General features: G+C 71.4%; 18 protein-coding genes and 1 pseudogene. 16 read left to right on the top strand and 3 right to left on the bottom strand.

Going from position 1 to position 22,735, the window contains the following annotated elements:
* The first annotated feature begins 407 nt into the window (after window positions 1-407).
* Together arc and ACILSK_RS16005 are read left to right on the top strand one after the other, a co-directional pair.
* On the top strand, window positions 408-2,108 hold the full coding sequence (arc, locus tag ACILSK_RS16010; RefSeq protein ID WP_395728218.1) for a proteasome ATPase: 1,701 nt from the start codon (window positions 408-410) through the stop codon (window positions 2,106-2,108).
* Between the two features lie 160 nt (window positions 2,109-2,268).
* Entirely contained in the window at window positions 2,269-3,273 is a 1,005-nt protein-coding gene (locus tag ACILSK_RS16005; RefSeq protein WP_395728166.1) for an aldo/keto reductase, read from the top strand.
* A 98-nt stretch (window positions 3,274-3,371) separates the two neighbouring features.
* Here ACILSK_RS16005 and ACILSK_RS16000 read toward each other — a convergent pair whose 3' ends face one another.
* Window positions 3,372-4,589 (bottom strand): aromatic acid exporter family protein, encoded by a 1,218-nt coding sequence (locus tag ACILSK_RS16000; protein WP_395728165.1) that lies wholly within the window; start codon window positions 4,587-4,589, stop codon window positions 3,372-3,374.
* A gap of 48 nt (window positions 4,590-4,637) precedes the next feature.
* Between ACILSK_RS16000 and dop the strand changes: the two genes are divergently transcribed.
* From dop to ACILSK_RS15970, 6 genes and pseudogenes are all read left to right on the top strand, one after another.
* Window positions 4,638-6,143, top strand: a complete 1,506-nt coding sequence (gene dop / locus ACILSK_RS15995) for a depupylase/deamidase Dop (protein ID WP_395728217.1) — start codon at window positions 4,638-4,640, stop codon at window positions 6,141-6,143.
* 71 nt (window positions 6,144-6,214) lie between these two features.
* Window positions 6,215-6,409, top strand: a complete 195-nt coding sequence (locus ACILSK_RS15990; protein ID WP_395728164.1) for a ubiquitin-like protein Pup — start codon at window positions 6,215-6,217, stop codon at window positions 6,407-6,409.
* Between the two features lie 28 nt (window positions 6,410-6,437).
* A pseudogene (gene prcB / locus ACILSK_RS15985) lies at window positions 6,438-7,142 on the top strand (proteasome subunit beta); the annotation flags it as partial.
* A gap of 58 nt (window positions 7,143-7,200) precedes the next feature.
* Complete coding sequence (prcA, locus tag ACILSK_RS15980; RefSeq protein ID WP_395728163.1) at window positions 7,201-7,980, top strand: proteasome subunit alpha; 780 nt, start codon at window positions 7,201-7,203, stop codon at window positions 7,978-7,980.
* Between the two features lie 297 nt (window positions 7,981-8,277).
* Window positions 8,278-8,973: an RNA polymerase sigma factor gene (locus ACILSK_RS15975; protein ID WP_395728162.1), complete on the top strand. Its 696-nt coding sequence runs from the start codon at window positions 8,278-8,280 to the stop codon at window positions 8,971-8,973.
* Window positions 8,970-9,632, top strand: a complete 663-nt coding sequence (locus ACILSK_RS15970; RefSeq protein WP_395728161.1) for a hypothetical protein — start codon at window positions 8,970-8,972, stop codon at window positions 9,630-9,632. The genes ACILSK_RS15975 and ACILSK_RS15970 overlap by 4 nt, the downstream gene beginning before the upstream one ends.
* A 4-nt stretch (window positions 9,633-9,636) precedes the next feature.
* On the opposite strand, the gene ACILSK_RS15965 is transcribed toward ACILSK_RS15970, so the two are convergent.
* A complete protein-coding gene (locus ACILSK_RS15965; RefSeq protein ID WP_395728160.1) occupies window positions 9,637-10,818 on the bottom strand; it encodes an aminotransferase class I/II-fold pyridoxal phosphate-dependent enzyme in 1,182 nt (393 codons plus the stop codon).
* 166 nt (window positions 10,819-10,984) lie between these two features.
* Between ACILSK_RS15965 and ACILSK_RS15960 the strand changes: the two genes are divergently transcribed.
* The gene (locus ACILSK_RS15960) at window positions 10,985-13,645 is read left to right on the top strand and encodes a CHAT domain-containing protein (protein WP_395728159.1); all 2,661 of its coding nucleotides are present in this window, start codon (window positions 10,985-10,987) and stop codon (window positions 13,643-13,645) included.
* Window positions 13,646-13,685: 40 nt separating this feature from the next.
* Here ACILSK_RS15960 and ACILSK_RS15955 read toward each other — a convergent pair whose 3' ends face one another.
* Window positions 13,686-14,219 carry an FxsA family protein gene (locus tag ACILSK_RS15955; protein WP_395728158.1) on the bottom strand — a complete coding sequence of 178 codons (534 nt, stop codon included), beginning with the start codon at window positions 14,217-14,219 and terminating at the stop codon, window positions 13,686-13,688.
* A 149-nt stretch (window positions 14,220-14,368) separates the two neighbouring features.
* On the opposite strand from ACILSK_RS15955, the gene ACILSK_RS15950 reads away from it, so the two are divergent.
* The 7 genes from ACILSK_RS15950 (at window position 14,369) to tatC (ending at window position 22,644) form a co-directional block, all read left to right on the top strand.
* Complete coding sequence (locus ACILSK_RS15950) at window positions 14,369-15,838, top strand: hemolysin family protein (protein ID WP_395728157.1); 1,470 nt, start codon at window positions 14,369-14,371, stop codon at window positions 15,836-15,838.
* Window positions 15,835-17,004: a hemolysin family protein gene (locus ACILSK_RS15945; RefSeq protein ID WP_395728156.1), complete on the top strand. Its 1,170-nt coding sequence runs from the start codon at window positions 15,835-15,837 to the stop codon at window positions 17,002-17,004. Before ACILSK_RS15950 ends, ACILSK_RS15945 begins: the two co-directional genes overlap by 4 nt.
* A 9-nt stretch (window positions 17,005-17,013) precedes the next feature.
* Window positions 17,014-18,372: a Pup--protein ligase gene (gene pafA / locus ACILSK_RS15940; RefSeq protein ID WP_395728155.1), complete on the top strand. Its 1,359-nt coding sequence runs from the start codon at window positions 17,014-17,016 to the stop codon at window positions 18,370-18,372.
* A gap of 314 nt (window positions 18,373-18,686) precedes the next feature.
* Window positions 18,687-19,769 (top strand): helix-turn-helix transcriptional regulator, encoded by a 1,083-nt coding sequence (locus tag ACILSK_RS15935; RefSeq protein WP_395728154.1) that lies wholly within the window; start codon window positions 18,687-18,689, stop codon window positions 19,767-19,769.
* A 178-nt stretch (window positions 19,770-19,947) separates the two neighbouring features.
* Window positions 19,948-20,913: a helix-turn-helix transcriptional regulator gene (locus ACILSK_RS15930; protein ID WP_395728153.1), complete on the top strand. Its 966-nt coding sequence runs from the start codon at window positions 19,948-19,950 to the stop codon at window positions 20,911-20,913.
* Between the two features lie 64 nt (window positions 20,914-20,977).
* On the top strand, window positions 20,978-21,523 hold the full coding sequence (locus ACILSK_RS15925; RefSeq protein WP_395728152.1) for a potassium channel family protein: 546 nt from the start codon (window positions 20,978-20,980) through the stop codon (window positions 21,521-21,523).
* 95 nt (window positions 21,524-21,618) lie between these two features.
* The gene (tatC, locus tag ACILSK_RS15920) at window positions 21,619-22,644 is read left to right on the top strand and encodes a twin-arginine translocase subunit TatC (protein WP_395728151.1); all 1,026 of its coding nucleotides are present in this window, start codon (window positions 21,619-21,621) and stop codon (window positions 22,642-22,644) included.
* Window positions 22,645-22,735 lie beyond the last annotated feature (91 nt).

Genomic DNA, 22,735 nt, shown 5'->3' with positions numbered 1-22,735 from the left:
CCGACCAAGGTCACGCCAATGCGGAAGGGGACCAGACCTGCTCCACCGCTACGGAGACCCCGAATCCCGCGAACGAGATTGTCGGGGCATGACGGAGCGGTAACAATCGTGCGACGCAGGCGACGGGCGATCGCCCCGCGACAATCGCGGCGGTCGATCAATTCGCCTGGGAAACTGGCTGCTCACGGGATCAGACCGGGTTCGACCGTCCTCTGTCAAGGTGGACGTCTCGCTCGCGGCCCGTGACCGGTGTCGCCCGCGACTTCCCGACCTGCGGCGGAACGCCCAGGTAGGCTTGCTTTTTGCAGCTCCATGATGAGGGAGGCACTGTGACCGGCTTTGATTCCTCGGAAGAGGCCGACCGGGACGCGAGTCCCGCCGATGGTTACCGCCAGACCCCAGCGCAACTGACTGCTCAGATCCGGGTACTCAACGACGAGATCGCCCAGCTGCGCCGCCGGCTGGCCATCACGCCCACGGACACGCGTCCGCTGGAACGTCAACTCACCGAGTCGGCGAACCGTATCAACGCGCTGTCCGAACGCAACGAGAAACTGGTCGTCACCCTGCGTGACGCCCGGGCGCAACTTCTGCAGTTGAAGGAAGAAGTCGACCGCCTCGCCCAACCGCCCAGTGGGTACGGCGTGTTCGTCAGCCCCGGCCCCGACGGCACGGTCGAGGTGTTCACCGGTGGTCGGCGGATGCGGCTGGCCGTCTCGCCGACGGTCGCCATCGATCAACTGCAGCGTGGCCAGCAGTTGCGCCTCAACGAGGCGCTCACCGTGGTCGAGGCGGCCCAGTTCGACGTCATCGGCGAGGTCTGCGCGCTGCGCGAGATCCTCGGCGGCGACCGGGCCCTCGTCGTCGGGCACGCCGACGAGGAGCGGGTGGTGCACCTCGCCGCGCCCCTGCTCGAGCTCCCGCTGAAGCCGGGTGATTCGCTGCTGGTCGACTCCAAGGCCGGCTACGCCTACGAGCGGGTGCCCAAGTCCGAGGTCGAGGACCTGGTGCTGGAAGAGGTCCCGGACGTCGCCTACGAGGACATCGGCGGCCTGACCCGGCAGATCGAGCAGATCCGCGATGCGGTGGAGCTGCCGTTCCTGCACGCCGACCTGTTCCGTGAGTACCAGCTGCGGCCGCCCAAGGGTGTGCTCCTGTACGGCCCGCCCGGCTGCGGTAAGACCCTCATCGCCAAGGCGGTGGCCAACTCGCTGGCCAAGAAGGTGGCGGCGCTGCGCGGTGAGGAGACCGTCACCAGCTACTTCCTGAACATCAAGGGCCCCGAGCTGCTGAACAAGTACGTCGGCGAGACCGAGCGGACCATCCGGCTGATCTTCCAGCGGGCCCGGGAGAAGGCGTCCGAGGGCACTCCGGTGATCGTGTTCTTCGACGAGATGGACTCGGTGTTCCGCACCCGCGGCACCGGCGTCTCCTCCGATGTCGAGACGACCATTGTCCCCCAGCTGCTGTCCGAGATCGACGGCGTCGAGGGCCTGGAGAACGTCATCGTCATCGGCGCCTCCAACCGCGAGGACATGATCGACCCGGCCATCCTGCGCCCCGGCCGGCTCGACGTGAAGATCAAGATCGAGCGGCCCGACGCCGAGGCGGCGCGGGACATCTTCGGCAAGTACCTGGTCGACCAGCTGCCGATCCACCCCGAGGACCTCGCCGAGTTCGGCGGGGACCGGTCCGCCTGCCTGGCCGGCATGATCCAGCACACGGTCGAGCGGATGTACGGGGAGACCGACGAGAACCGGTTCCTGGAGGTCACCTACGCCAACGGCGACAAGGAGGTCCTGTACTTCAAGGACTTCAACTCCGGCGCGATGATCCAGAACATCGTGGACCGGGCCAAGAAGTCGGCCATCAAGTCGCGGATCGAGACCGGGGTCAACGGCCTGCGGATGACGCAGCTGCTGGACGCGATCGCCGACGAGTTCGCCGAGAACGAGGATCTGCCGAACACCACGAACCCGGACGACTGGGCCCGGATCTCCGGCAAGAAGGGCGAGCGGATCGTCTACATCCGCACCCTCGTCTCCGGCAAGCAGTCCGAGGGCTCGCGGGCCATCGACACCGCGTCCAACACCGGGCAGTACCTGTAGGTCCCGGGCGTCAGCCCCGCGCAGGCCGTGCCGTCCCGTCGACGGCACGGCCTTCGCGCATTTCCCCCGGGGCGCCCACCGCGGGGCTGCCACAGCGCCGCCGCGACGCCGTACCACCGTCGTCCGCCGCTGCGCCGCCACGCACCGGTAGGTTCGGCCCGTGCCCGACCCGATCTTCGACCGGCCCACGACCCCGGCCTCGCGTCGCCCGCGGCGGGCCCGGTGGGCGCTGGGCACCGCGGTGCTCGGCCGCCCGGCGTACATCAACACCGGCAGCGCCGGTCAACTGCCGGCCGACCGTTCCGTCGACTCCTACCGGGCGCACACCGCGCTGATGCTGGATGCGGCCGTCGCCGCCGGGGTCGACTGGGTCGACACCGCCCGGTCCTACGGCCGGGCCGAGGAGTTCGTCGGCGACTGGTGGCGCGCACGTTCGGCGGCGGATCCTTCCTTCCCGGAGCGAGCGCCGACGATCAGCAGCAAGTGGGGCTACCGCTACGTCGGCGATTGGGACATGCAGGCCGCCGTGCACGAGGTCAAGGACCACTCGCTCGCCCACTTCCGGGCGCAGCTGGCGCTCACCCGGGCCTGCCTGCCCCGGCTGAACCTGTACCAGGTGCATTCGCTGACCCTGGACTCCCCGCTGTTCGACGACCAGGACCTGCTGCAGGCGCTGGGGGAGCTGCGGGACGCCGGTGTGGCGATCGGCTTCTCCTCGTCCGGGGCGCAGCAAGGGGAGATCATCCGCCGGGCGATGGAGATCGACGTCGACGGGGCCCGGCTGTTCTCCGCGGTACAGGCGACCTGGAACCTGCTGGAGCCGTCCGCCGGGCCGGCACTGCGCGAGGCGTCCCGGCGCGAGCTCACCGTCATCGTCAAGGAGTCGCTCGCGAACGGCCGCCTCGTGATCGACCCGCCGGCCGCGTTGCGGGCGGCGGCGGACCGGCACGGGGCCGCGGTCGACGCCGTCGCGCTGGCCGCGGTGGCCCAGCAACCCTGGGCCGACCGGGTGCTGCTCGGCGCGGCGGGGATCGACCAGCTGCACGCGAACCTGCGGGCCGACGCCGTCGAGCTGGATCCGGACGAGCTGACCAGCCTGGTCGCCGAGCTGGCCATCGACCCGGCCGACTACTGGCAGGACCGCTCCGCGCTGAGCTGGCACTAGGCCCGGGCCCGTCTTCCCGGGTTCGCTGATCATTTCCGCGCTTGCGGCGGTGAGATGTCCGGTTCGGCGCGGGTTTGATCAGCGAACCGCCCCCGTCGTCAGCCGCCCGCGGCGGGTTCCTCGAGGGCGTTGAGGCCGGCGCACAGTTCGTCCAGGATCCGGCCGGTCTCGACCACCAGAGTGCCCAGGAAGACGCCGCGGGACAGGTTGGCCGCCAGCATGTCGCCCAGGTCGGCATTGATCGCGTCGATCCGGTCCCGGGCATGGCCGACCGCGCGCCGGGCCGGCCCGCCGACCACATCCAGGGTGGCTCCCTTTTCGGCCCGCAGCACGGTGTGCGCGAACGCCTCGATGGCGTCCGCGGTGGCCCGCAGCATCGCCGACGCCATCGGCATCGGCGGGTGCCGGCCGTCCTGCTCGACGATCTTGACCGACAGGTCCCGGACGGTCCGGGTGATCGTCCGGTTCTGCAGCTCGACCACCTGCAGCGTCTCGTTGGCCTGCCGCAGCCGCACCATCGAGGCCGCCCACGACGCCCGGGTCGGGTGCAGGGACAGGGACTGGTCGGCCTTGCTGACCTCGGACTCGGCGGTCGCCGAGAGGCGGCCCAGTTCCCGGGCGTCCAGCAGCCACTCGAGCGCGCTACGGCTGGGCCAGGGCCGGGCGATCCCGCCGGCCAGCGCCGTCATCGAGTCGACGATGCCGTCGGCCAGTTCGGCGACCGATCGGGTCGCGGCGGCGACGTGGTTGGGCGGGATGATCACGAAGTTGACCAGCACCGCGACCCCGGCCCCGATCAGCGTGTCGAGGAACCGCTGCTCGATGCCGGCGCTGCCCAGGGCCAGCACGAACAGTCCATTGATCGGAATCTGGGCGGCCGCCCCCGGACCCAGCCGGAGCACCTTGCCGGCCAGGAATCCGATGCCGACGATCAGCGCGATCGACCAGGCGTGCAGGCCGATGATGCTGCCCAACCAGATCGCCACCAGGATGCCCAGGGTGACGGCCAGCACCTTCTCCGCCGCGTCCCGGATCGACGCGCGGACGGTCAGCATGGCGATCAGGGCGGCGGTGATCGGTGCCCAGATGGGGGCCGGGGAATCCAGCCACCACTGGGCGAGCGCCCAGGACAGGCCCGCGGAGACGGCCACCTTGATCGTCTGGACGATCACCCCGCGGTCGATGTCGAGCAGCTCGCCGATCGTCCGTTTGCGCCGCGCGTCGACCCCGCGCAGCGCGCGCCACCGGCGGCGGATCAAGTCCAGGGACGTCGGGCCGGTCCCGTCCCGGGTCGTCGCTGAGGGTGCGGCATCCATGCGACCGATCCTGCCGCACCCGCATTCACTAGATTCACTGTCATGAGTGTGCGGCGCATCATGGGGACCGAGGTCGAGTACGGCATCTCGGTGCCCGGCGAGCCCGGGGTGAACCCGGTCATCTCCTCAACCCAGGTGGTCCTGGCCTACGCCGCGTCGGTGGCCGCGCCCCGGGCCCGTCGCCCCCGGTGGGACTACGAGGTGGAGTCGCCGCTGCGGGACGCCCGCGGCTACGACCTGTCCACCCTGTTCGGTGCCGCCGAGCCGGACGTCGACGACATCGGCGCGGCGAACGTGATCCTGTCCAACGGGGCGCGGCTGTACGTCGACCACGCGCACCCGGAGTTCTCCGCGCCCGAAGTGACCAATCCGCTGGACGCGGTGCGGTACGACAAGGCCGGCGAGCGGGTCATGGAGGCCGCGGCCCGGCTGGCCGCCTCGCTGCCCGGCTCCAAGCCGATCCAGATGTACAAGAACAACGTCGACGGCAAGGGCGCGTCCTACGGCACCCACGAGAACTACCTGTGCAGCCGGGACACCCCGTTCCCGTCGATCATCAGCGGCCTCACCCCGTTTTTCACCACCCGGCAGGTGTTCGCCGGCGCCGGCCGGGTCGGCATCGGGCCGGCCGGCCAGACCGAGGGCTTCCAGCTCGCCCAGCGCAGCGACTACATCGAGGTCGAGGTCGGCCTGGAGACCACGCTCAAGCGCGGGATCATCAACACCCGCGACGAACCGCACGCCGACGCCGACAAGCATCGCCGGCTGCACGTGATCATCGGCGACGCCAATCTCGCCGAGATCGCCACCTACCTCAAGGTCGGCACCGCGGCGCTGGTGCTGGCCATGATCGAATCGGGCTGGGCGCTCCCGTCCGTGGAGCTGGCGCACCCGGTGTCCGCGGTGCACCAGATCTCGCACGACCCGACCCTGAAGGTCACCGTCCCACTGGCCGACGGACGCCGGCTGACCGGGGTGGACGTGCAACGCGCCTACCACGAGGCGGCCGCCACCTACGTCGAGGCCGAGTACGGGTCGGACGTCGACGAGCAGACCCGGGACGTGCTGGACCGCTGGATCAGCGTGCTCGACCGGCTCGCGCACGACCCGCTGGACCTGGCCGGCGAACTCGACTGGCCGGCGAAGCTGCGCCTGCTGGAAGGCTTCCGCAGCCGGGACGGGTTGGCCTGGGGGGCCGGCCGGCTGGCCCTGGTCGACCTGCAGTACTCGGACGTGCGCCTGGACAAGGGCCTGTACAACCGGCTGGTCGCGCGCGGGTCGATGCAGCGACTGGTCACCGAGGACGAGGTCCAGGCCGCGATCACCGAACCGCCCGAGGACACCCGGGCCTACTTCCGGGGCCGGTGCGTGGCCAAGTACGCGGACCGCCTGGCGGCCGCGTCCTGGGACTCGGTGATCTTCGACATCGGCCGGGAGTCGCTGGTCCGGATCCCCACGATGGAGCCGACCCGGGGGACCAAGCGGCACGTCGGCGCGCTGCTCGACGCCGCGGCCGACGCGACCGAGCTGGTCGATGCGCTGACCCGCAGATGAGGTGCGCCGGGTGGATTGTCGGAGCTCGTCGGTATCCTCGCGAATAGCTTCGACAGATCGGAGAACTCCAGATGGCCCAGGAACAGACGACCCGCCACGGCGGCGGCGACGGTGACGACGAAGGCACCGGTGCCGATGCGGCCGGTCAGGAACGACGGGAGAAGCTGGCCTCGGAGACCGACGACATCCTGGACGAGATCGACGACGTGCTGGAGTCCAACGCCGAGGACTTCGTCCGTTCGTACGTGCAGAAGGGTGGCCAGTGACCGTTGACGGTGCGGGCCGTTGACCGTCCCGCACGGCACCACGATCGTCGCGGTGACCTGCCAGCAGGGTGTGGTCATCGCCGGAGACCGGCGGGCCACGATGGGCAACATCATCGCGCAGCGGGACATCGAGAAGGTCTTCGTCACCGACACCCACTCGGCCGTCGGCATCGCCGGCACCGCCGGCCTGGCGGTCGAGTTGGTGCGGCTGTTCCGGCTCGAGCTCGAGCACTACGAGAAGATCGAGGGCATCCGGCTGTCCCTGGACGGCAAGGCCAACCGGCTGGCCACGATGATCCGGGGCAACCTGGGCATGGCCATGCAGGGGCTTGCAGTGGTCCCGCTGTTCGCCGGGATCGAGTCCGACCCGGCGTTCGACCCCGCGCAGCGTCCGCCGCGGCGGGGCCGGATTTTCTCCTACGACGTCGCCGGCGGCAAGTACGAGGAGCACGACTACTACGCCGTCGGGTCGGGGTCCACGTTCGCCCGGTCCGCCCTGAAGAAGCGGTACGACGGGTCGTCGGATGTGCCGGCGGCGGTGCGGGCCGCCGTCGAGGCCCTGTACGACGCGGCCGACGACGACAGCGCCACCGGCGGACCCGACCTGACCCGGCGCATCTTCCCGGTGGTCGTGGCGATCACCGTGGAGGGCGCCGTGCGGTGGAGCGACGACGAGGTCGGCGTGGTCGCCGAGGCCGTGGTCGCCGGCCGGATGGTGAACCCGGGCGGCTGACCGTCCCGGTTCGACAGCAGACACCACCACACTCAGCGTTCGAGGAGCCCAGCCCGCCGTGACGATGCCGATCTACGCTTCCCCCGAACAGTTCATGCGGGACCGTTCGGAGTACGCCCGCAAGGGCATCGCTCGCGGGCGGAGCGTGGTGGTCACCCTGTTCGAGGGCGGCGTGCTGTTCGTCGCGGAGAATCACTCGCCGGCCCTGCACAAGGTCAGCGAGATCTACGACCGGATCGGGTTCGCCGCCGCCGGTCGCTACAACGAGTTCGAGAACCTGCGGACGGCCGGCATCCGGCTCGCCGACGTCCGCGGGTTCTCCTACGACCGCAAGGACGTCACCGGGCGGTGGTTGGCCAACGCCTACGCGCAGACCATCGGTTCGATCTTCTCCGAACATCAGAAGCCGTTCGAGGTGGAGATCTGCGTGGCCGAGGTGGGCCCGCCCGGCTCGGTGCCGACGGCCAACGACAGCGCCCCGGGTGTGCGGGACCAGCTGTACCGCATCTCCTACGACGGCTCGATCGTCGAGGAGCGCAAGTTTGTCGTGATGGGCGGCGCCACCGAACCGGTGATCACCGCGCTGAATGCAACCTTCCAGGTCGGGTGGGATCTGCCGACCGCCCTGCGGGCCGCGGTCAGCGCGCTCGGTTCCACCGGGGAGAACGCGCCCCGCGAGCTGCTGCCCACCCAGCTCGAGGTGGCCGTGCTCGATCGCAGCGCGCCGGGCCGGACGTTCCGCCGGGTCCAGGGCACCCTGCTGACCACGTTGCTCGCCCCGCCGGCGCCCGCCCCCGCGGCTCCCGAGGCATCGCCGGACGGCCCCGAAGCGGGCTGACGCCGCCGGCTTCCGAGTGGGTTGCATCACTGTGACCCACATCACACGGCCGGCGGCGGGCGCAGGTATCACCCGGTCGGGGTCGCCGGTCCTGTCCGTGTTCCGACAGGGCCTGGCTGAGGGGTGCAGGTCCTTTCGCGATCGAAAGAACCGCCCCTAAGCTGCTGTCGGTGTCTACCGGCGCCTCACAGCAGCATCCGATCCGTCGCTACCGGGAGGAACCGTGCGCATTGTTCGCTGTGGCGGCACGGTCCCGGTTGCGGCCGGTCGCCGCAAAGGAATGGGGAGGTACGGCCAGTGATCGGCTCCGACCAGGACACCGTGACGGAGCCGATGACCGCCGAACGGCCCGCACCGTCGGCGACCGGTGCCCAGGAATCGGCGGCGACCGCGGCGCCGCGCGGCACCACCCCCGAGGGCCTGCGCCGTCGGGCCGATGTCGGCGATCTCGTCGTGCGGGCCGGGACGGCCTTCGACGAATACCGGCAAGGTGTCCCCGGCGCTATCGACACCCTCGTCCGGCTGGTCAGCCCGCTGCTGTGGCACACCGCGCGGCAGTGCGGATTGTCCTCGGCGGAGGCCGAGGACGTGGTCCAACAGACGTTCCTGTCCTTGGTCCGCAGCAAGGACAGCATCAGCGACCCGTTGGCCGTTGTTCGTTGGTTGACGGTCAGCCTGCGCCGGCTCGCCTGGCGCGAACGGGCCAACAGCGCCAAGCGGTCGGGCGACGAGCCCACCGACGACGACCTGCCCCGCGCCCCGTCCGCCGAACACGCGGCCGTGCTGACCGATCAGCAGCGCCGGCTCTGGGAACTGGTCTCGGAGATGTCCGAACGCTGCCGGCGGCTGCTGGCGGTCATCGCATTCGCACCACGACCCGACTACGCCACCATCGCGGTGGATCTGGGAATACCGGTGGGATCCATCGGTCCGACACGAGGGCGTTGCTTGGCTAAGCTGCGCGCCCGCCTCGACGGGGGAGACTGGACATGACGGCAACGAGTGGTAACGCGGCCGGCCCCGGACGTGGCCCGGGCGATGCCGACGGCCCTCCGGCGCCCCGCTCCGCCGGCTTCGACGGCACGGTTGCGCTGCCGGACCTGCTCGGCGGTCTCGACCTGGCCGCCGGCTTCGACTGGGACGACGACGACGATGGGGCCGGTGGCGTGCCCGTTCCCATGGACCGGGCCGACCTGCGCATCCTGGCCGATCTGCAGGCCATCTACGACGCGGTCGACCCGATGCCGGGGATGCTGCCGGAGCTGGTGATGTTCGGGTTGGAGGCGCAGGATTTCGAGGCGGAGTTCGCCCGGCTCGTCGAATCCGAGCTCGCGGTGGCCGGCGGGGCCGGGACCCGGTCGGTGGAACACGCCCGTCGGGTGACCTTCGCGAGCGAGAACCTGACGGTCATGGTCGTCGTGAACCCGCAGCGGGACGGCCGGGTGCGGTTGGACGGGTGGGCCGCACCGGGCGGGCGGCTGCACGCCGAGCTGCGGGTCGGCGAATCGACGATGACCGCGGAGTGCGACGAGTCGGGCCGATTCGTGTTCGACGCCGTACCGGCCGGGCCGGCGCAGTTGGTGCTGCACCCGACGCTGGACTCGGATCCGTCACTCACGCTGCCGGTGGTGACCCCGGCCGTCCACCTTTAGGCCGTCACCGACTGACGGCGGCGCGGAACCCGGGCAGCGCCCGTTCCAGCATGTCCCAGGAGCCGGTGAGGCTGACCCGGAAGCGGCCCGGCACCTCGAACACCGCGCCTGGCATCACCAGCACCCGGTGGTCGGCGAGGCGCCGGCAGAACGCCTCGTCATCGGGGTCGGGCGACCGCACCCACAGGTAGAACGTGCCCTCCGGCGAGCGCAACCGGTAACCGGCCGATCGGAGCTCGCCGACCATCAGGTCGCGCTTGCGTTCCAGGTCGGCCAAATCGATCGACAGGTGCTCCAGATCGGCGACCGCATGCTGCAGCAGCGCGTTCGGGTACAGCCAACCGGCGGCGATCTGCGCCGCATCGATCGCCTCCCGCACCCTCCGGGCACCGGGCAGCGCCGGGGGCAGGGCGATCCAACCGATCCGCTGGCCGGGCGCCAGCAGCACCTTGCCGTAGGTGTAGACCAGCACCGAATACGGGTAGAACTCGGTCGGGCTGCGGAACTGCGCGTCGCGGTAGACCAAGCGGGAGTACGACTCGTCGGCAATCAGCCAGATGGGTCGTCCGTACCGGTTCGAGGCGTCGGTCAACAGTGCGCTGAGCCCGGCCAGGGTCGCCGGCGGGTAGATGCGACCGGTCGGGTTGCTCGGTGTGTTCACGATGACCGCGGTGGTTCGCGGACCGATCGCGGAGGCCAGCGCGTCCAGGTCGAGGTCGTCGTCCGCGTCCCGCACTCGCACCTTGATCGGCACGGCACCGGCTGCGATCAGCATGGGTTCGTAGAGAAACCAAGGTGGCAGCGAGTAGGCGACCTCGTCGCCGGGGTCGAGCAGCGCCTGGAACAGGACGGCCAGCGCGCCGAACGCCCCCGTCGTCAGGAAGACGTCCTCGGCCGCGAACGGGATCCCGCGCCACACCCGCAAGGCCTCGGCGACCGTCGCCCGGGGCGCCGCCTCGGATCGTTTGTAGGCGAACCAGTCCTTGTTCTCGGGGACCGCGTGCCGTTGCAGCGTCGAGACCAGCCCGGGCAGCGGCAGCTCCTGCGGGTTGCCCAGCATCAGGTCGCTGACGCCCGGGGTTGCCCGCGCGGCATCCCACCGGTTCAGCTGCCCCAGCAGAGCCCGCATGCTGTCCTCGGCGCGCCGCACCCGCTCGCTCACGCGGGCGTCGGGTGGTCGGTTCATCAGGGCTCCGCCGAGGCTGTGCGGAAGGAAAGGCACGCGCGGGGTAGAACTGAGGGGTCGCCCCGGCAGCGTAATGCCGATCCGGTGGTGGGAGTAGGGCTGAACCCGGGATGTCGGATCGGGCGACGTCGTGGATCCTTGAAAGGTGACGAGGAGTGATCGAGCGGTGACTCCTTCGGCCGATCGCCGGGCCGAGGGTGCTCGCGCGGTGCCGACGGCCGCCGAGCTGTGGGGGCGGGCTCGGGGCAGCGTCGATCTCGGCCGGCCCGGCACCGGGTACCGCCTGGGCAGCCGGGCACTGACCCACCTGGGCCGCGAACATCTGCCCGGCGCCATGGCCGCTGCGCTACGCGCCCGGATCCTGATCACCATGGCCGACGCCAAGGTGGAACTGGGCGAGGTCGAGCAGGCGGCGTCGTTGCTCGACGCGGCCCTGCAGGTGAGCCCCGACGTGGCGGCCATCGTCAAGGCGTCCCGAGGAGTGCTGCTGGCCCGCACCGGCCGGCTCGACGCGTCCCGCGAACACCTGGACGCCGCCGTCGCCGGGCTCTCCGGCTCCGGCGGCTCGCGGCACAACCTCGTCCGGGCCCTGCTCTGGCGGGGCCTGCTGCACCTGAGCGAAGCCCGCTTGGAACCGGCAACCGCGGACTGTGAGGCGGCGGCCGAACTGGGCCGGCAGGCCGGTCTGGACGCCGCTGTGGTCATCGCCGTCCACAATCTCGGGCTCGTCAGGTACATCTCGGGTGACCTGCCCGGCGCGCTGCAACAGATGACCAGGGCGGAGGAGGCCGGCCCGCAGGTCCGCTCCGGGGTGCGCGCGCTCGACCGGGCCAGGGTGCTGCTGGCCGCCGGCCTGCTGGCCGAGGCCCGGGAGGTCGCCGAGCAGGCCGAGCACGTCTTCGCGGCGGAGCGGTCCCGGGTGGACCTGGCCGATGCCTTGCTGGTCACCGCCGAGATCGACCTGGTGGCCGGGGCGGCGGCACCCGCCCGGACGGCCGCGCGGCGAGCCGCCCGCACCTACGCCGCCGCCCGGCACGAGCGGGGGGTCCTGGCCGCCCGGGTGATGGAGGTCCGGGCCGACGGGCAGGTGCGGGCGGCCCACCGCACCGTGCCTCCCGGTCGGGCGCGGGAGGGGGCCGAACGCGCCGCGCGGCTGGCCGGCACGCTCCTCGACGCCGGCCTCCGGGAGGACGCCCGAGCCGTCCGGCTCCTGCAGGCCCAGGCGCTGCTGGAGGCCGGTGACGTGGAGGGGGCCGAGCGCGCCGCCGCGGACGCCGCCGAACTCGGTGACCCGGCCCGCGAGACCCCCGAGACCAGGCGCCGCCGCCACTCGCCGCGGGTGCCGCTGATCGCGACGGAACTGCACACCCGAGTGGTGGACGCCCGCATCGAACTGGCCCGCGGCCGGCAAACGGCGGGCCTGCTGCACATCCGGCGCGGGCTCGACGATCTGGCCGCCTACCAGGCCCGGTTCGGTTCGCAGGACCTGCAGTCGGCATCGGCCGTGCACGGTCTGGAGTTGACCCGGTTGGGACTGCGCACGGCCCTGCAGACCGGTTCGCCGGCGGCCATCCTGCAATGGCTGGAGCGGTCGCGGGCGGCCAGCACCCGGCTGGCCGCGGTCCGGCCGTCCGCCGACGGGGTGCTGGCGCGAGAACTGTCCAAGCTGCGCATGGCGATGTACCGGGCCCGAATGGCCGAGCGGACCGGGGAACCGGACGCCGAACTGGAGGACGAGGTCGACGAACTGCGCCGCCGGGTCCGGTCCCGGTCCTGGCTGGTCGGTGGCAGCGGGTCGGTCAACCGGCCGTTGACCTTGGCCGCCGTGCAGCGCCGGTTGGCCGAATCCGGCGGCCACGTCAGCATCGTCGCCCCGTTCCGCGGCGCCGGCCGGTTCCACGCGTTGGTGATCACTGCCCGGACCGCCCGCTACCTGCGGTTGGGCCGCGACTTCGGGCTCGAGGCGGCGCTGAACCGGATCATCGGCGACCTGAACATCCTGGCCGACCACCGGGTGTTGGCGCCGCTGCGCCGCGTCGCCGCATCGTCGTTGGAGTCCGGATTGAACCGCGTCGCCGATTACATCGCCCGCCCGGTGGAGCCTCTCGTGCAGGACGGTCCGGTGGTGGTCGCGGCGGCCGGGTCGGCCGCCATCGTGCCCTGGGCGCTGCTGCCGGGCCTGTCCGGCCGGGCGATCTCGGTCAGCCCGTCGGTGACCGCGGCGGTGGCCGGGATGGGCCGCACCGCCGAGGAGTTCCGGAAGGGGGTGTTGGCGGTGGCCGGGCCGGAGGTGCCGCACGGGGTCGAGGAGGCCCAGGCCGTCGCCGACGTCTATGCCGCCGGCGGCCCGTTCGAGGCGTCGAACCGGTTGCTCACCGGGGCCGAGGCGACGGGCCGGGAGGTGCTCGACGCGATCCCGGCCGGCGGTCTGCTGCACATCGCCGCCCACGGGCACCATGAGCCGGAGAATCCGCTCTTCTCCGGGGTGCTGCTGGCCGACGGGCTGCTCTACGGCTACGACGTCGCACCCAATCCGAACCTGCCGTCTCAGGTCGTGCTGTCCAGCTGCGACGTCGGCCGGACCGACGACCGGCCGGGCGGTGAACCACTCGGGTTGGTGGCCGCGCTGCTGCGCAGTGGGGTCGGCACCGTCGTCGCCGGCACCAGCCGGATCTCCGACCGGATGGCCGCGGCCGTGATGACCGCCTATCACCAGCGCCTGTTCAAGGGCGAGGCGCCGGCCATCGCATTGGCCGGGGCGATCAAGGCGGCCGCCGAGGTCGAAGGCGATCCGGCGCCGTTCACCTGTTTCGGCGCCGGCCTGTAGGAGCGATCCGGCTCCCGGCGACCCGAGACGTCGAGCTGCGTCAGGCGACCGGGTGTTCCCCGGGGTGCCGGGTGATCGCCGGCCGGGTGCCGGGGGTCACATCCGTCACCGCCGCGTCCACCACGCTGCCGTCGACGACGGTCCCGTCCACATACCCGCTGCTGCGCCCAGGCTCCGGGCCGGCCCACATCCCGGGGGGCGGACCACCCAGATGCACGACGCGGACCTGGGTGGCGCTGCGCTCCGCCCACGCCCGCATGCGCCGGCGGACCAGTGTCCGCACCGGTGGCAACAGCAGGGCGACCGCCGCCAGATCGGACACGAAGCCCGGGATCATCAGCAGGACGCCGGCCACGACGGTGAGGAACCCGCCGGTCAGGGCATCGTCGGCGACCTGCCGGGACCGGGCGGCCTGGTTCACCGCGCTCATCGCCGCCCGGCCGCCGCGGCCGATCAGCGCCAGGCCCAGCACGAAGCCGCCGAGCAGGAGCAGCAAGGTCCAGCCCACGCCGATCCACGAACCCACGATCAGCAGGCTGGCGATCTCCAGGAACATCAGCAGCAACACCGTCATACCCAGGGCAACGCGCAAGCGGCCGGAATCGCTCCCGAACCGGGTGGGAGTCTGATGTGGGTCGCGGCCGCGCGCGGTCGTCCGGTCGCGGGCCGACGATCCGTTACCGTCGTCGGTACAGCCGTCACCTGCCGGGGAGCAGCCCAGAATTGATCACGCAGTGGATCATGGTCGGCATCGGGCTGATCCTGATCGCCGGCACCGCCCTGTACGTCGCCGCCGAGTTCAGCCTGGTGACCGCCGACCGGGCGGCGACGGCCAAGCAGGCCGCGCAGGGCGACCGCGGCGCCAAGTCGCTGATGGTCGCCCTGCGATCGCTGTCCACCCAGCTGTCCGGGGCGCAGATCGGCATCACCATCACCACCCTGGCATTGGGCTTCGTCATGCAGCCCGCGCTGGCCGATCTGATCGCGCCGGCGCTCGACTGGATCGGGATGGGCGACACCGTCGCCCGGACGATCGGGACCCTGTTCGGGCTGGTCGTCGCGACCGTGCTGTCGATGGTCTTCGGCGAACTGGTGCCCAAGAACATCGCCATCGCCGAGCCGCTGGACACGGCCAAGACGGTGGTCACCCCGATGCGGGTGTCGACGATGCTGTTCAAGCCGCTGATCGTGGTGCTGAACGGCACGGCGAACGCGGTGCTGCGGATGATCGGGGTCGAGCCGCAGGAGGAACTCCGCTCCGCCCGGTCGGCCGTCGAACTCGACTCGCTGGTCCGGCGATCCGCCGCCCAGGGCACCCTCGAGCAGCCCACCGCCGGTCTGCTCGCCCGCTCGATCTCGTTCTCCGGCAAGACCGCCGACGACGTGCTGACCCCGCGGGTGCGGGTGCGGTTCGTCAAGGCCACCGACTCCGCCCAGGCCCTGCTGGTCGCCGCCGCCGAGACCGGCCATTCCCGATTCCCGGTCTCCGGGGAGGATTCCGACGATGTCGTGGGCGTGGTGCATCTCAAGCGGGCGGTGGCCATCGCGCCGGATGAGCGGGCCGGGGTGCGGGTCGAGCAGCTGATGGTGCCGGTGCCGGTCGTCCCCGGATCCATCCCCTTGGACGACGTCATGGACGAGCTGCGCAGCGGCCTGCAGATGGCCGTCGTCGCCGACGAGTACGGCGGCACCGCAGGCATTCTGACCCTCGAGGACGTCGTCGAGGAACTGGTCGGTGAGATCACCGACGAGCACGACCCGGTGGACAGCCCGGCCGAGCGCCGGGCCGACGGCTCCTGGCTGCTGCCCGGCACCCTGCGGCCGGACGAGATCGTCGACGTCACCGGCGTGCGGCTGCCCGAGTCCAACGCCTACGAGACGGTGGCCGGACTGTTGATCGCCCGGCTCGGCCGGATGCCCCGCGAATTCGACACCGTCGAGGTGGACGCGACCATGGACGCATCGGCGCATCTGGGGGTGCCGGAGAACCAGGTGCTGCATTCGGACGACGAACCGATCGACCCGCAGACCGAGGATGACCTGCCGCGATCGGTCACCGTGCGGCTCACCGTGCACGGGCTCGACCGCCGGCGCGTCGAGTCCGTGCTCATGTCGGCGGTCAGCCTGAACACCGGTGACGACGTGCCGGACGGGGACGGCGACACCGGTGACCGAGGGGGTGAGCGCCGATGACCACGCAGTGGCTGCTGCTCCTGCTGGTGGTCGTGCTGCTCGCCGCCAGCGCCTTCTTCGTCGCCGCCGAGTTCGCGCTCATCGCCGCCCGGCGGTCGGTCATCGAACCCATCGCCGTGAACAGCGCCCGGGCCCGCTCCACGCTCAAGGCGATGGAGCACGTGTCCCTGATGATGGCCTGCGCGCAGCTGGGCATCACGCTGTGCGGCGTCCTGCTCGGCGCCCTCGGCGAGCCGGCGGTGGCGGCCCTGCTCGAACCGGTCTTCCACGCCCTGGGCGTGCCGGAGGCATGGCTGCACCCCGTCTCGCTGGTGATCGCGCTGCTGCTGGTGGTGTCCGCGCATGTGGCGTTCGGCGAGATGGTGCCCAAGAACATCGCCATCGCCGACCCCGAGCGCACCGCGCTGGCGCTCGCGCCGGCCCTGCAGGCGATCGCCACCGGCATCGGCCCGATCATCCGGTCGCTGAACTGGTTCGCCAACGCGGTGGTCCGGCTCACCGGCCGGGAACCCAAGGACGAGGTGGCGTCCGCGTTCACCCGCGAGGAGGTCGCCGAACTGGTCGCCGAGTCCCGGCGGGAGGGACTGCTCGACGACGAGGAGCACCAGCTGATCACCTCGGCCCTGGGCTTCGACACGACGGTCGTCGCGGCGGTCATGGTGCCGATCGCCGAGGTGGAATCGGCTTCCGACCGCGTCACTCCGGCCGAGGTCGAGCGCATGTGCGCGCGCACCGGATTCTCCCGCTTCCCGATCCGGACGGCGGCCGGGCCCGGGACCGGTGTGCCGGCGGGGGGCACCGAGTTCACCGGCTACCTGCACATCCGGGACGTGGTCGACATCCCCGCTGGCCGCCGCGACGACCCGGTGCCGGCCGAGCGGATCCGCGAACTGCCGGCGGTGGCGCCGATGACCGACCTGCGGACCGCGCTCGACCGGATGCGCCGGATCGGCGCGCACCTGGCCCAGGTGGTGGACCCGACCCCGGAGTCGGTCCCGCCGCCGGCCATCGGTGGGATGGACGGTGGGATCGGCTCGGTGGTCGGCGTGGTGATGCTGGAGGACGTCATCGAGGCGCTGATCGGCGAGGTGCAGGACGCGACCCGCCGCACGCCGGGCCGTCCGGCAGCCGACCTACGGCCCCCGACCGGCCGTTCCGGGGCATAAGGTCGGCGCATGCAGCGGCGGATCCTGGGGATCGAAACCGAGTTCGGCATCACCTGTACGTTCCACGGTCAGCGCAGGCTCAGCCCGGACGAGGTGGCCCGGTACCTGTTCCGCCGTGTGGTGTCCTGGGGCCGCTCGTCCAATGTCTTCCTGCGCAACGGGTCGCGGCTGTACCTGGACGTGGGCTCGCATCCGGAGTACGCCACCGCCGAATGCGATGAGCTGCCGGTGCTGATCGCGCACGACAAGGCCGGTGAGCGGATCCTGCAGGACCTGGTCGTGGACGCCGAGTCCCGGCTCGCCGAGGAGGGCATCGGCGGGGACATCTACCTGTTCAAGAACAACACCGACTCGGCTGGCAACTCCTACGGCTGCCACGAGAATTTCTGCATTGCCCGCGGCGGCGAGTTCGCCAAGATCGCCGATGGGCTGATCCCGTTCCTGGTCACCCGGCAGTTGATCGCCGGCGCCGGCAAGGTGCTGCAGTCGCCGCGCGGCGCGTCCTACTGCCTGTCCCAGCGGGCCGACCACATCTGGGAGGGCGTCTCGTCGGCGACGACCCGGTCCCGGCCCATCATTAACACCCGGGACGAGCCGCACGCCGACGCCGAGCGGTACCGGCGGCTGCACGTGATTGTCGGCGATTCGAACATGAGCGAGACGACGACCCTGCTCAAGGTCGGCACCGCGGCCCTGGTGCTGGAGATGATCGAAGCGGGCGTCCCGATGCGGGACTTCACGTTCGAGAACCCGATCCGGGCGATCCGGGAGATCTCCCATGACACCACCGGCCGTAAGCCGGTGCGGCTGGCCGGCGGCGGCGATATCAGCGCCCTGGACGCGCAGACCGAGTACTACGAGAAGGCCGCCGCGTTCGTCGCCAACCGGGGGACCGACCCGGTCACCCATCAGGTGCTGGACCTGTGGCGACGCACCCTGGAGGCGGTGCAGACGCAGGACTTCACCAAGGTCGACACCGAGATCGACTGGGTGATCAAGAAGAAGCTGATCGACGCCTACGCGGCCAAGCACGGCCTCGATCTGACCCACCCGCGGATCGCCCAGCTGGATCTGACCTATCACGACGTACGCCCGGGTCGCGGCCTGCATTCACTCCTCGTCGCTCGGGGTCGGGCCGCCCGGGTGGTCACCGATGGGCAGATCACCACCGCAATGACGGTGCCGCCGCAGACCACCCGCGCCCGGCTGCGCGGCGAGTTCGTCGCTGCCGCCCAGGACGCCGGACGGGACTACACCGTCGACTGGGTGCATCTGAAGCTGAACGACCAGGCCCAGCGAACGGTGCTGCTCAAGGATCCCTTCCGCGCCACCGACGACCGGGTCACCAAGCTGATCGAGGCCATGTAACCCGCCGCTGACCCCGCACGTCCTGGACCCCCCGCCCCGCCCTTTGCCGCCTACCCCCCCGCCGGCACCACGCGGCTGCCCCTTGCCGCGCGGATCATCTTCGCCGGCGCGGATCAACTGACCCCAAATGTGACGGGTGGGACAGAAGTCGCCGAGTTCAGCCGCGCGGCCGTCCCCACCGCGGGTTGTGGACAGATGCGCGGATCAACTGACGCTGTATGGGACGGGTGGGACGGAAGTCGACGAGTTCAGCCGCGCCGGCGCAGTTGATCCGCGCGGTCAACGGAGTGTCGGGGTGTGACAGGCTGGTTCGCGTGGTGACGACGAAGGCGGCGAAGGCGGAGCGCCTGCTCAACCTGGTCATCGCCCTGCTGAACGCCCCGACGTTCCGGTCCGCGGCGTGGATCCGGACGAAGGTGGCCGGGTACGGGGACGCCCCCACGGAAGAGGCGTTCCTACGCACCTTCGAACGGGACAAGAAGGAACTGCGGGACCTGGGCGTCCCCCTGCAGACCCCGCCGAACGGTGGCGACGGTTACCGGATCCCGCGCAGCGAGTTCACCCTGCCACCGCTGTCCTTCACTCCCGCCGAGACGGCCGCGCTGGCGCTGGCCGGCCGGCTGTGGGAGACCACCGCGCTCGACGCCGCCGGATCGGGCGCACTGCGCAAGATCCGCGACGCCGAGGCCACCGACCCCGGCACGGACGCCGACGAGGACGGCGGGCTCCCGGAGGATTCCGTGGTCACCCTGCTGCAGCCACGGGTGCGCACCTCGGACCCGGCGTTCGAGCCGATGCTCGCCGCGGTGCGGGCCGGCCGGGCCGTCGAGTTCGACTACCGCAAGGACCCCGGCGGGCCGGCCGAGCCGCGCCGGCTGCAGCCCTGGGGACTGGTCTCGTTCCGCGGCCGCTGGTACGTCATCGGCCACGACGACGTCCGTGGCGACCGGCGCACCTTCCGGCTGTCCCGGATCGCCGGGCCGGTCCGTCCGGGTGGCCGGACGACGGTCCGGGCACCGGCCGGCATCGACCTGCTCGCCGCGGTCGCGGGCAGCGTGCAGCGCCCGGCGACGGACCGGCAGGCCACCCTGCGGGTGCGCGCCGGGGTGGCGATCGGGCTGCGCCGCGGCGCCGTCGACAGCACCCCGATCGCCGACCGTCCGGGATGGGACCGGGTGCGGATCCCGCTCGGGCCGCGCTGGGACAAGGCCCGGCAGATCGCCGCGCTCGGCCCGGACGTGGTGGTGGAGGAACCCGCGGACCTGATCGAGGCCACCGTCACGCTGCTCACCGGCACGCTGGCGTCCGTGCGCGCCGGTGCCGGCTCGGGCGCCGAGGAGCCGGGCGAGCCGGACGCCGTGCTCGCGTTCGACGAATGGGCAGGGGAGGCGCCGTGAGTGAGGCTCGCCGAGCGAACCGTCTGCGCCCGCGCTGTTCCCGCGGCCGGGTCGCCGAGCTCGCGAGGCGACGCGGGAAGGGAGCCGTGAGTGAGGCTGGCCGAGCGAGCCATCTGCACTCTCGCTGTTCCCGCGGCCGGGTCGCCGAGCTCGCGAGGCGATGCGGGAAGGGATCGGTGTGACCGAGAACGCCACGGATCGGCTGGCCCGGATGCTGTCCCTGGTCCCGTACATCTCCCGGCGCCCCGGGGTGGGCATCGACGAGCTGGCCCGGGAGTTCGGTGTCGGCCGCGACCAGATCAGCGCCGACCTGGACCTGCTGATGGTCTGCGGACTACCCGGCTACTACCCGGACGACCTGATCGACGTTGTGCTCGACGACGACGGCGGCACCGTGTCGATCACCTTCGATGCCGGAATCGAACGCCCCGTGCGGCTGACCGCCGACGAGGCCCAGGCCCTGCTGGTGGCGTTGCGTGCGCTGGCCCAGACGCCCGGGCTGGTGGAGACGGACGCGGTGCAGTCGGCCCTGGCCAAGCTGGCCGAACTGGACCGGCCGGCGGCCGAATCGACCGACGTCGTGCGGGTGCTGCCGGCGGACCCGGCGGTGGAGATGGGCACCGTGCGGGACGCCCTTGACCGCAGCCGCCGGCTCTGGATGCGGTATTACACCGCGTCGCGGGACACCGTCACCGAACGTACGGTCGACCCCTTGCGGATCCTGGTGACCGACGGGCACGCCTACCTGGAGGCGTACTGCCATCTGGCCCGGGCGATCCGCCATTTCCGGATCGACCGGATCGAGGCGGCCCGGGTGCTCGACGAGCCGGCCCAGGGCAGCCTGTGGGTGGACTCGGAGGTGCCCGACCGGATCTTCCACCCGGATCCGGCGGTGCCACCCGTGGAGATCGAGCTGACCGGCGGGGCCCGTTGGGTGGCCGAGTACTACCCCGTCGAGTCGGTGAGTCCGATGCCGGAACCGCGGCCGGGCGTCCGGGTCACCATCCACGCCGGGAGCGACGAGTGGCTCGCCCGCCTGGTGCTCTCGCTGGGCGGCGACGCGGTCGTCACGAATCGGCCCGAGATCACCGAACTGGTCGCCCGGCGCGCCGAACAGGCGCTCGCCGCCTACGACCGGAGGTGACGGCCGGTCGCGTTCGTCCTGCGCGGGGGATGCCGCGGATGCGCTCGGCTGCCACGGTGCAGCGATGCGCACACTCGCCCAGTTCGACGACCTGACCCGGCGGCAGAAGCAACGGATGGCCGCGCTGCTGATCCTGCGATCGCTGGTGTCCGTCGTCGTGATCGTCGCCGCCTACTTCCTGTTGCCGCTCAAGCAGCCGGCCGGCACGGGGATCGTCGTCCTGGTGGTCGGCGTGCTCACGCTGGCCCTCGTCCTGGCCTGGCAGATCCGGGCGATCGTCGGCTCGCCGTTCCCGCGGCTTCGCGCGTTCGAGACGCTGTCCGTCGGGTTGCCGCTGCTGCTGATCACCTTCGCCGGGGGCTACTACCTGATCTCCCAGGGCGACCCCACGGCGTTCTCCCAGCCGTTGGACCGCGTCGGCGCCCTGTACTTCACCATTACGGTCTTCTCGACCGTCGGCTTCGGTGACATCACCCCGGTCGGCGACCTTCCCCGGTTGCTGGTGAGCCTGCAGATGCTGCTGAACCTGATCGTCTTCGGCCTGGTCGCCAAGCTGATCTTCGGCGCCGTCGAGATGAATCTGCGCCGCCGGGTGACGCCGCCGGCCTGACCGTCGCCGGCGATCGGGTCCGGGCGGGACCGAGCGCTCCGTAGGATCGTTCCGAACAGCATTCACGGTCCGTCGGATCGACGAAGGAGCCAGGCGTGCGGGTGTTCGGGCGGTCGCTTCCGAGCCTGCGCCTGCGCCGCGGCAAGCCGCCCAAGGCCCCGGACGGCACGATGCCGTTGATGGAGCACCTGCACGAGCTCCGCCGCCGGCTCTTCGTGGCCACCCTGGGGATCCTGCTGGGCACGATCGTCGGCTTCATCTGGTTCGGGCACGGCATTCCGGCGATCGGCCTGCCCAGCCTGTCGGACATCCTCACGGCCCCCTACTGCGCGGTCCCGGTGACCGAGCGGGTGACCTTCGGCGCCACCGACGAGTGCAAGCTGCTGGCCACCGGTCCGTTCTCGGCGCTGGAGCTACAGCTCAAGTCGGCGCTCATCGCCGGGGTCGTGCTGTCGGGCCCGATCTGGCTCTATCAGCTGTGGGCGTTCGTCACCCCCGCCCTGTACAGCAAGGAACGCAAGTACGCGATCATCTTCGTCAGCGCCGGCGCCGTGCTGTTCGCCACCGGGGCGGTGCTGGCCTACGTGGTGATCCGGGAGGGGCTCACCGTCCTGCTCGGCTTCGGCGGTGACGCGACCATCGCCGCACTGTCCCCGGACAGCTACTTCTCCTTCCTCATCGCCATGATCATCATCTTCGGGGTGTCGTTCGAGCTGCCGCTGCTGCTGATCATGCTGAATCGCATCGGGGTGGTCCGGGGGGCCCAGCTGTCGAAATGGCGGCGGTACGCCATCTTCGGCCTCACCGTGTTCGCCGGGCTCATCGTGCCCGGGAACGACCCGATCACCATGCTCGCGCTGGCCGTCTCGCTGGCCCTGCTCTACGAGGTCTCCGTGCAGGCGGCCAAGTTGCACGACCGCCGCCGGCGCCGCGACGAGGCGCAGAGCGCACTGTCCGACGACGAGGCGACCCCGCTGGCCGACCTGCCGACGAGCACGGTGAGCGCCGGCGCCGACACGGTGGTCCAGCCCGTCGCTCCGGCGACGCCGGTCGGGCCGCCCCGGCCGGTACCCGCGCGGCCCGCCCGCCGCGCGTTCGACGACCTGGGCGACGTGACCTGAGCCGCGACGCCGTGCCCATTCTGTTGGGGTGATGCGGACGCCCGGATCCGGCGGTGTGATGAACGTCGCCCGTCGTCCGCGTCGCCATCGT

This window comes from Nakamurella sp. (assembly GCF_044224575.1).
Taxonomy (GTDB): domain Bacteria; phylum Actinomycetota; class Actinomycetes; order Mycobacteriales; family Nakamurellaceae; genus Nakamurella.
This window is presented reverse-complemented; position numbering and strand designations above follow the sequence as displayed.

Coding starts and splice junctions, on each gene's coding strand:
- ACILSK_RS16000 (WP_395728165.1), bottom strand. CDS start 4,589: ATGGATGCCGCACCCTCAGCGACGACCCGGGACGGGACCGGCCCGACG.
- ACILSK_RS15990 (WP_395728164.1), top strand. CDS start 6,215: ATGGCCCAGGAACAGACGACCCGCCACGGCGGCGGCGACGGTGACGAC.
- ACILSK_RS15970 (WP_395728161.1), top strand. CDS start 8,970: ATGACGGCAACGAGTGGTAACGCGGCCGGCCCCGGACGTGGCCCGGGC.
- ACILSK_RS15965 (WP_395728160.1), bottom strand. CDS start 10,818: ATGAACCGACCACCCGACGCCCGCGTGAGCGAGCGGGTGCGGCGCGCC.
- ACILSK_RS15955 (WP_395728158.1), bottom strand. CDS start 14,219: ATGACGGTGTTGCTGCTGATGTTCCTGGAGATCGCCAGCCTGCTGATC.
- ACILSK_RS15945 (WP_395728156.1), top strand. CDS start 15,835: ATGACCACGCAGTGGCTGCTGCTCCTGCTGGTGGTCGTGCTGCTCGCC.
- pafA (WP_395728155.1), top strand. CDS start 17,014: ATGCAGCGGCGGATCCTGGGGATCGAAACCGAGTTCGGCATCACCTGT.
- ACILSK_RS15925 (WP_395728152.1), top strand. CDS start 20,978: ATGCGCACACTCGCCCAGTTCGACGACCTGACCCGGCGGCAGAAGCAA.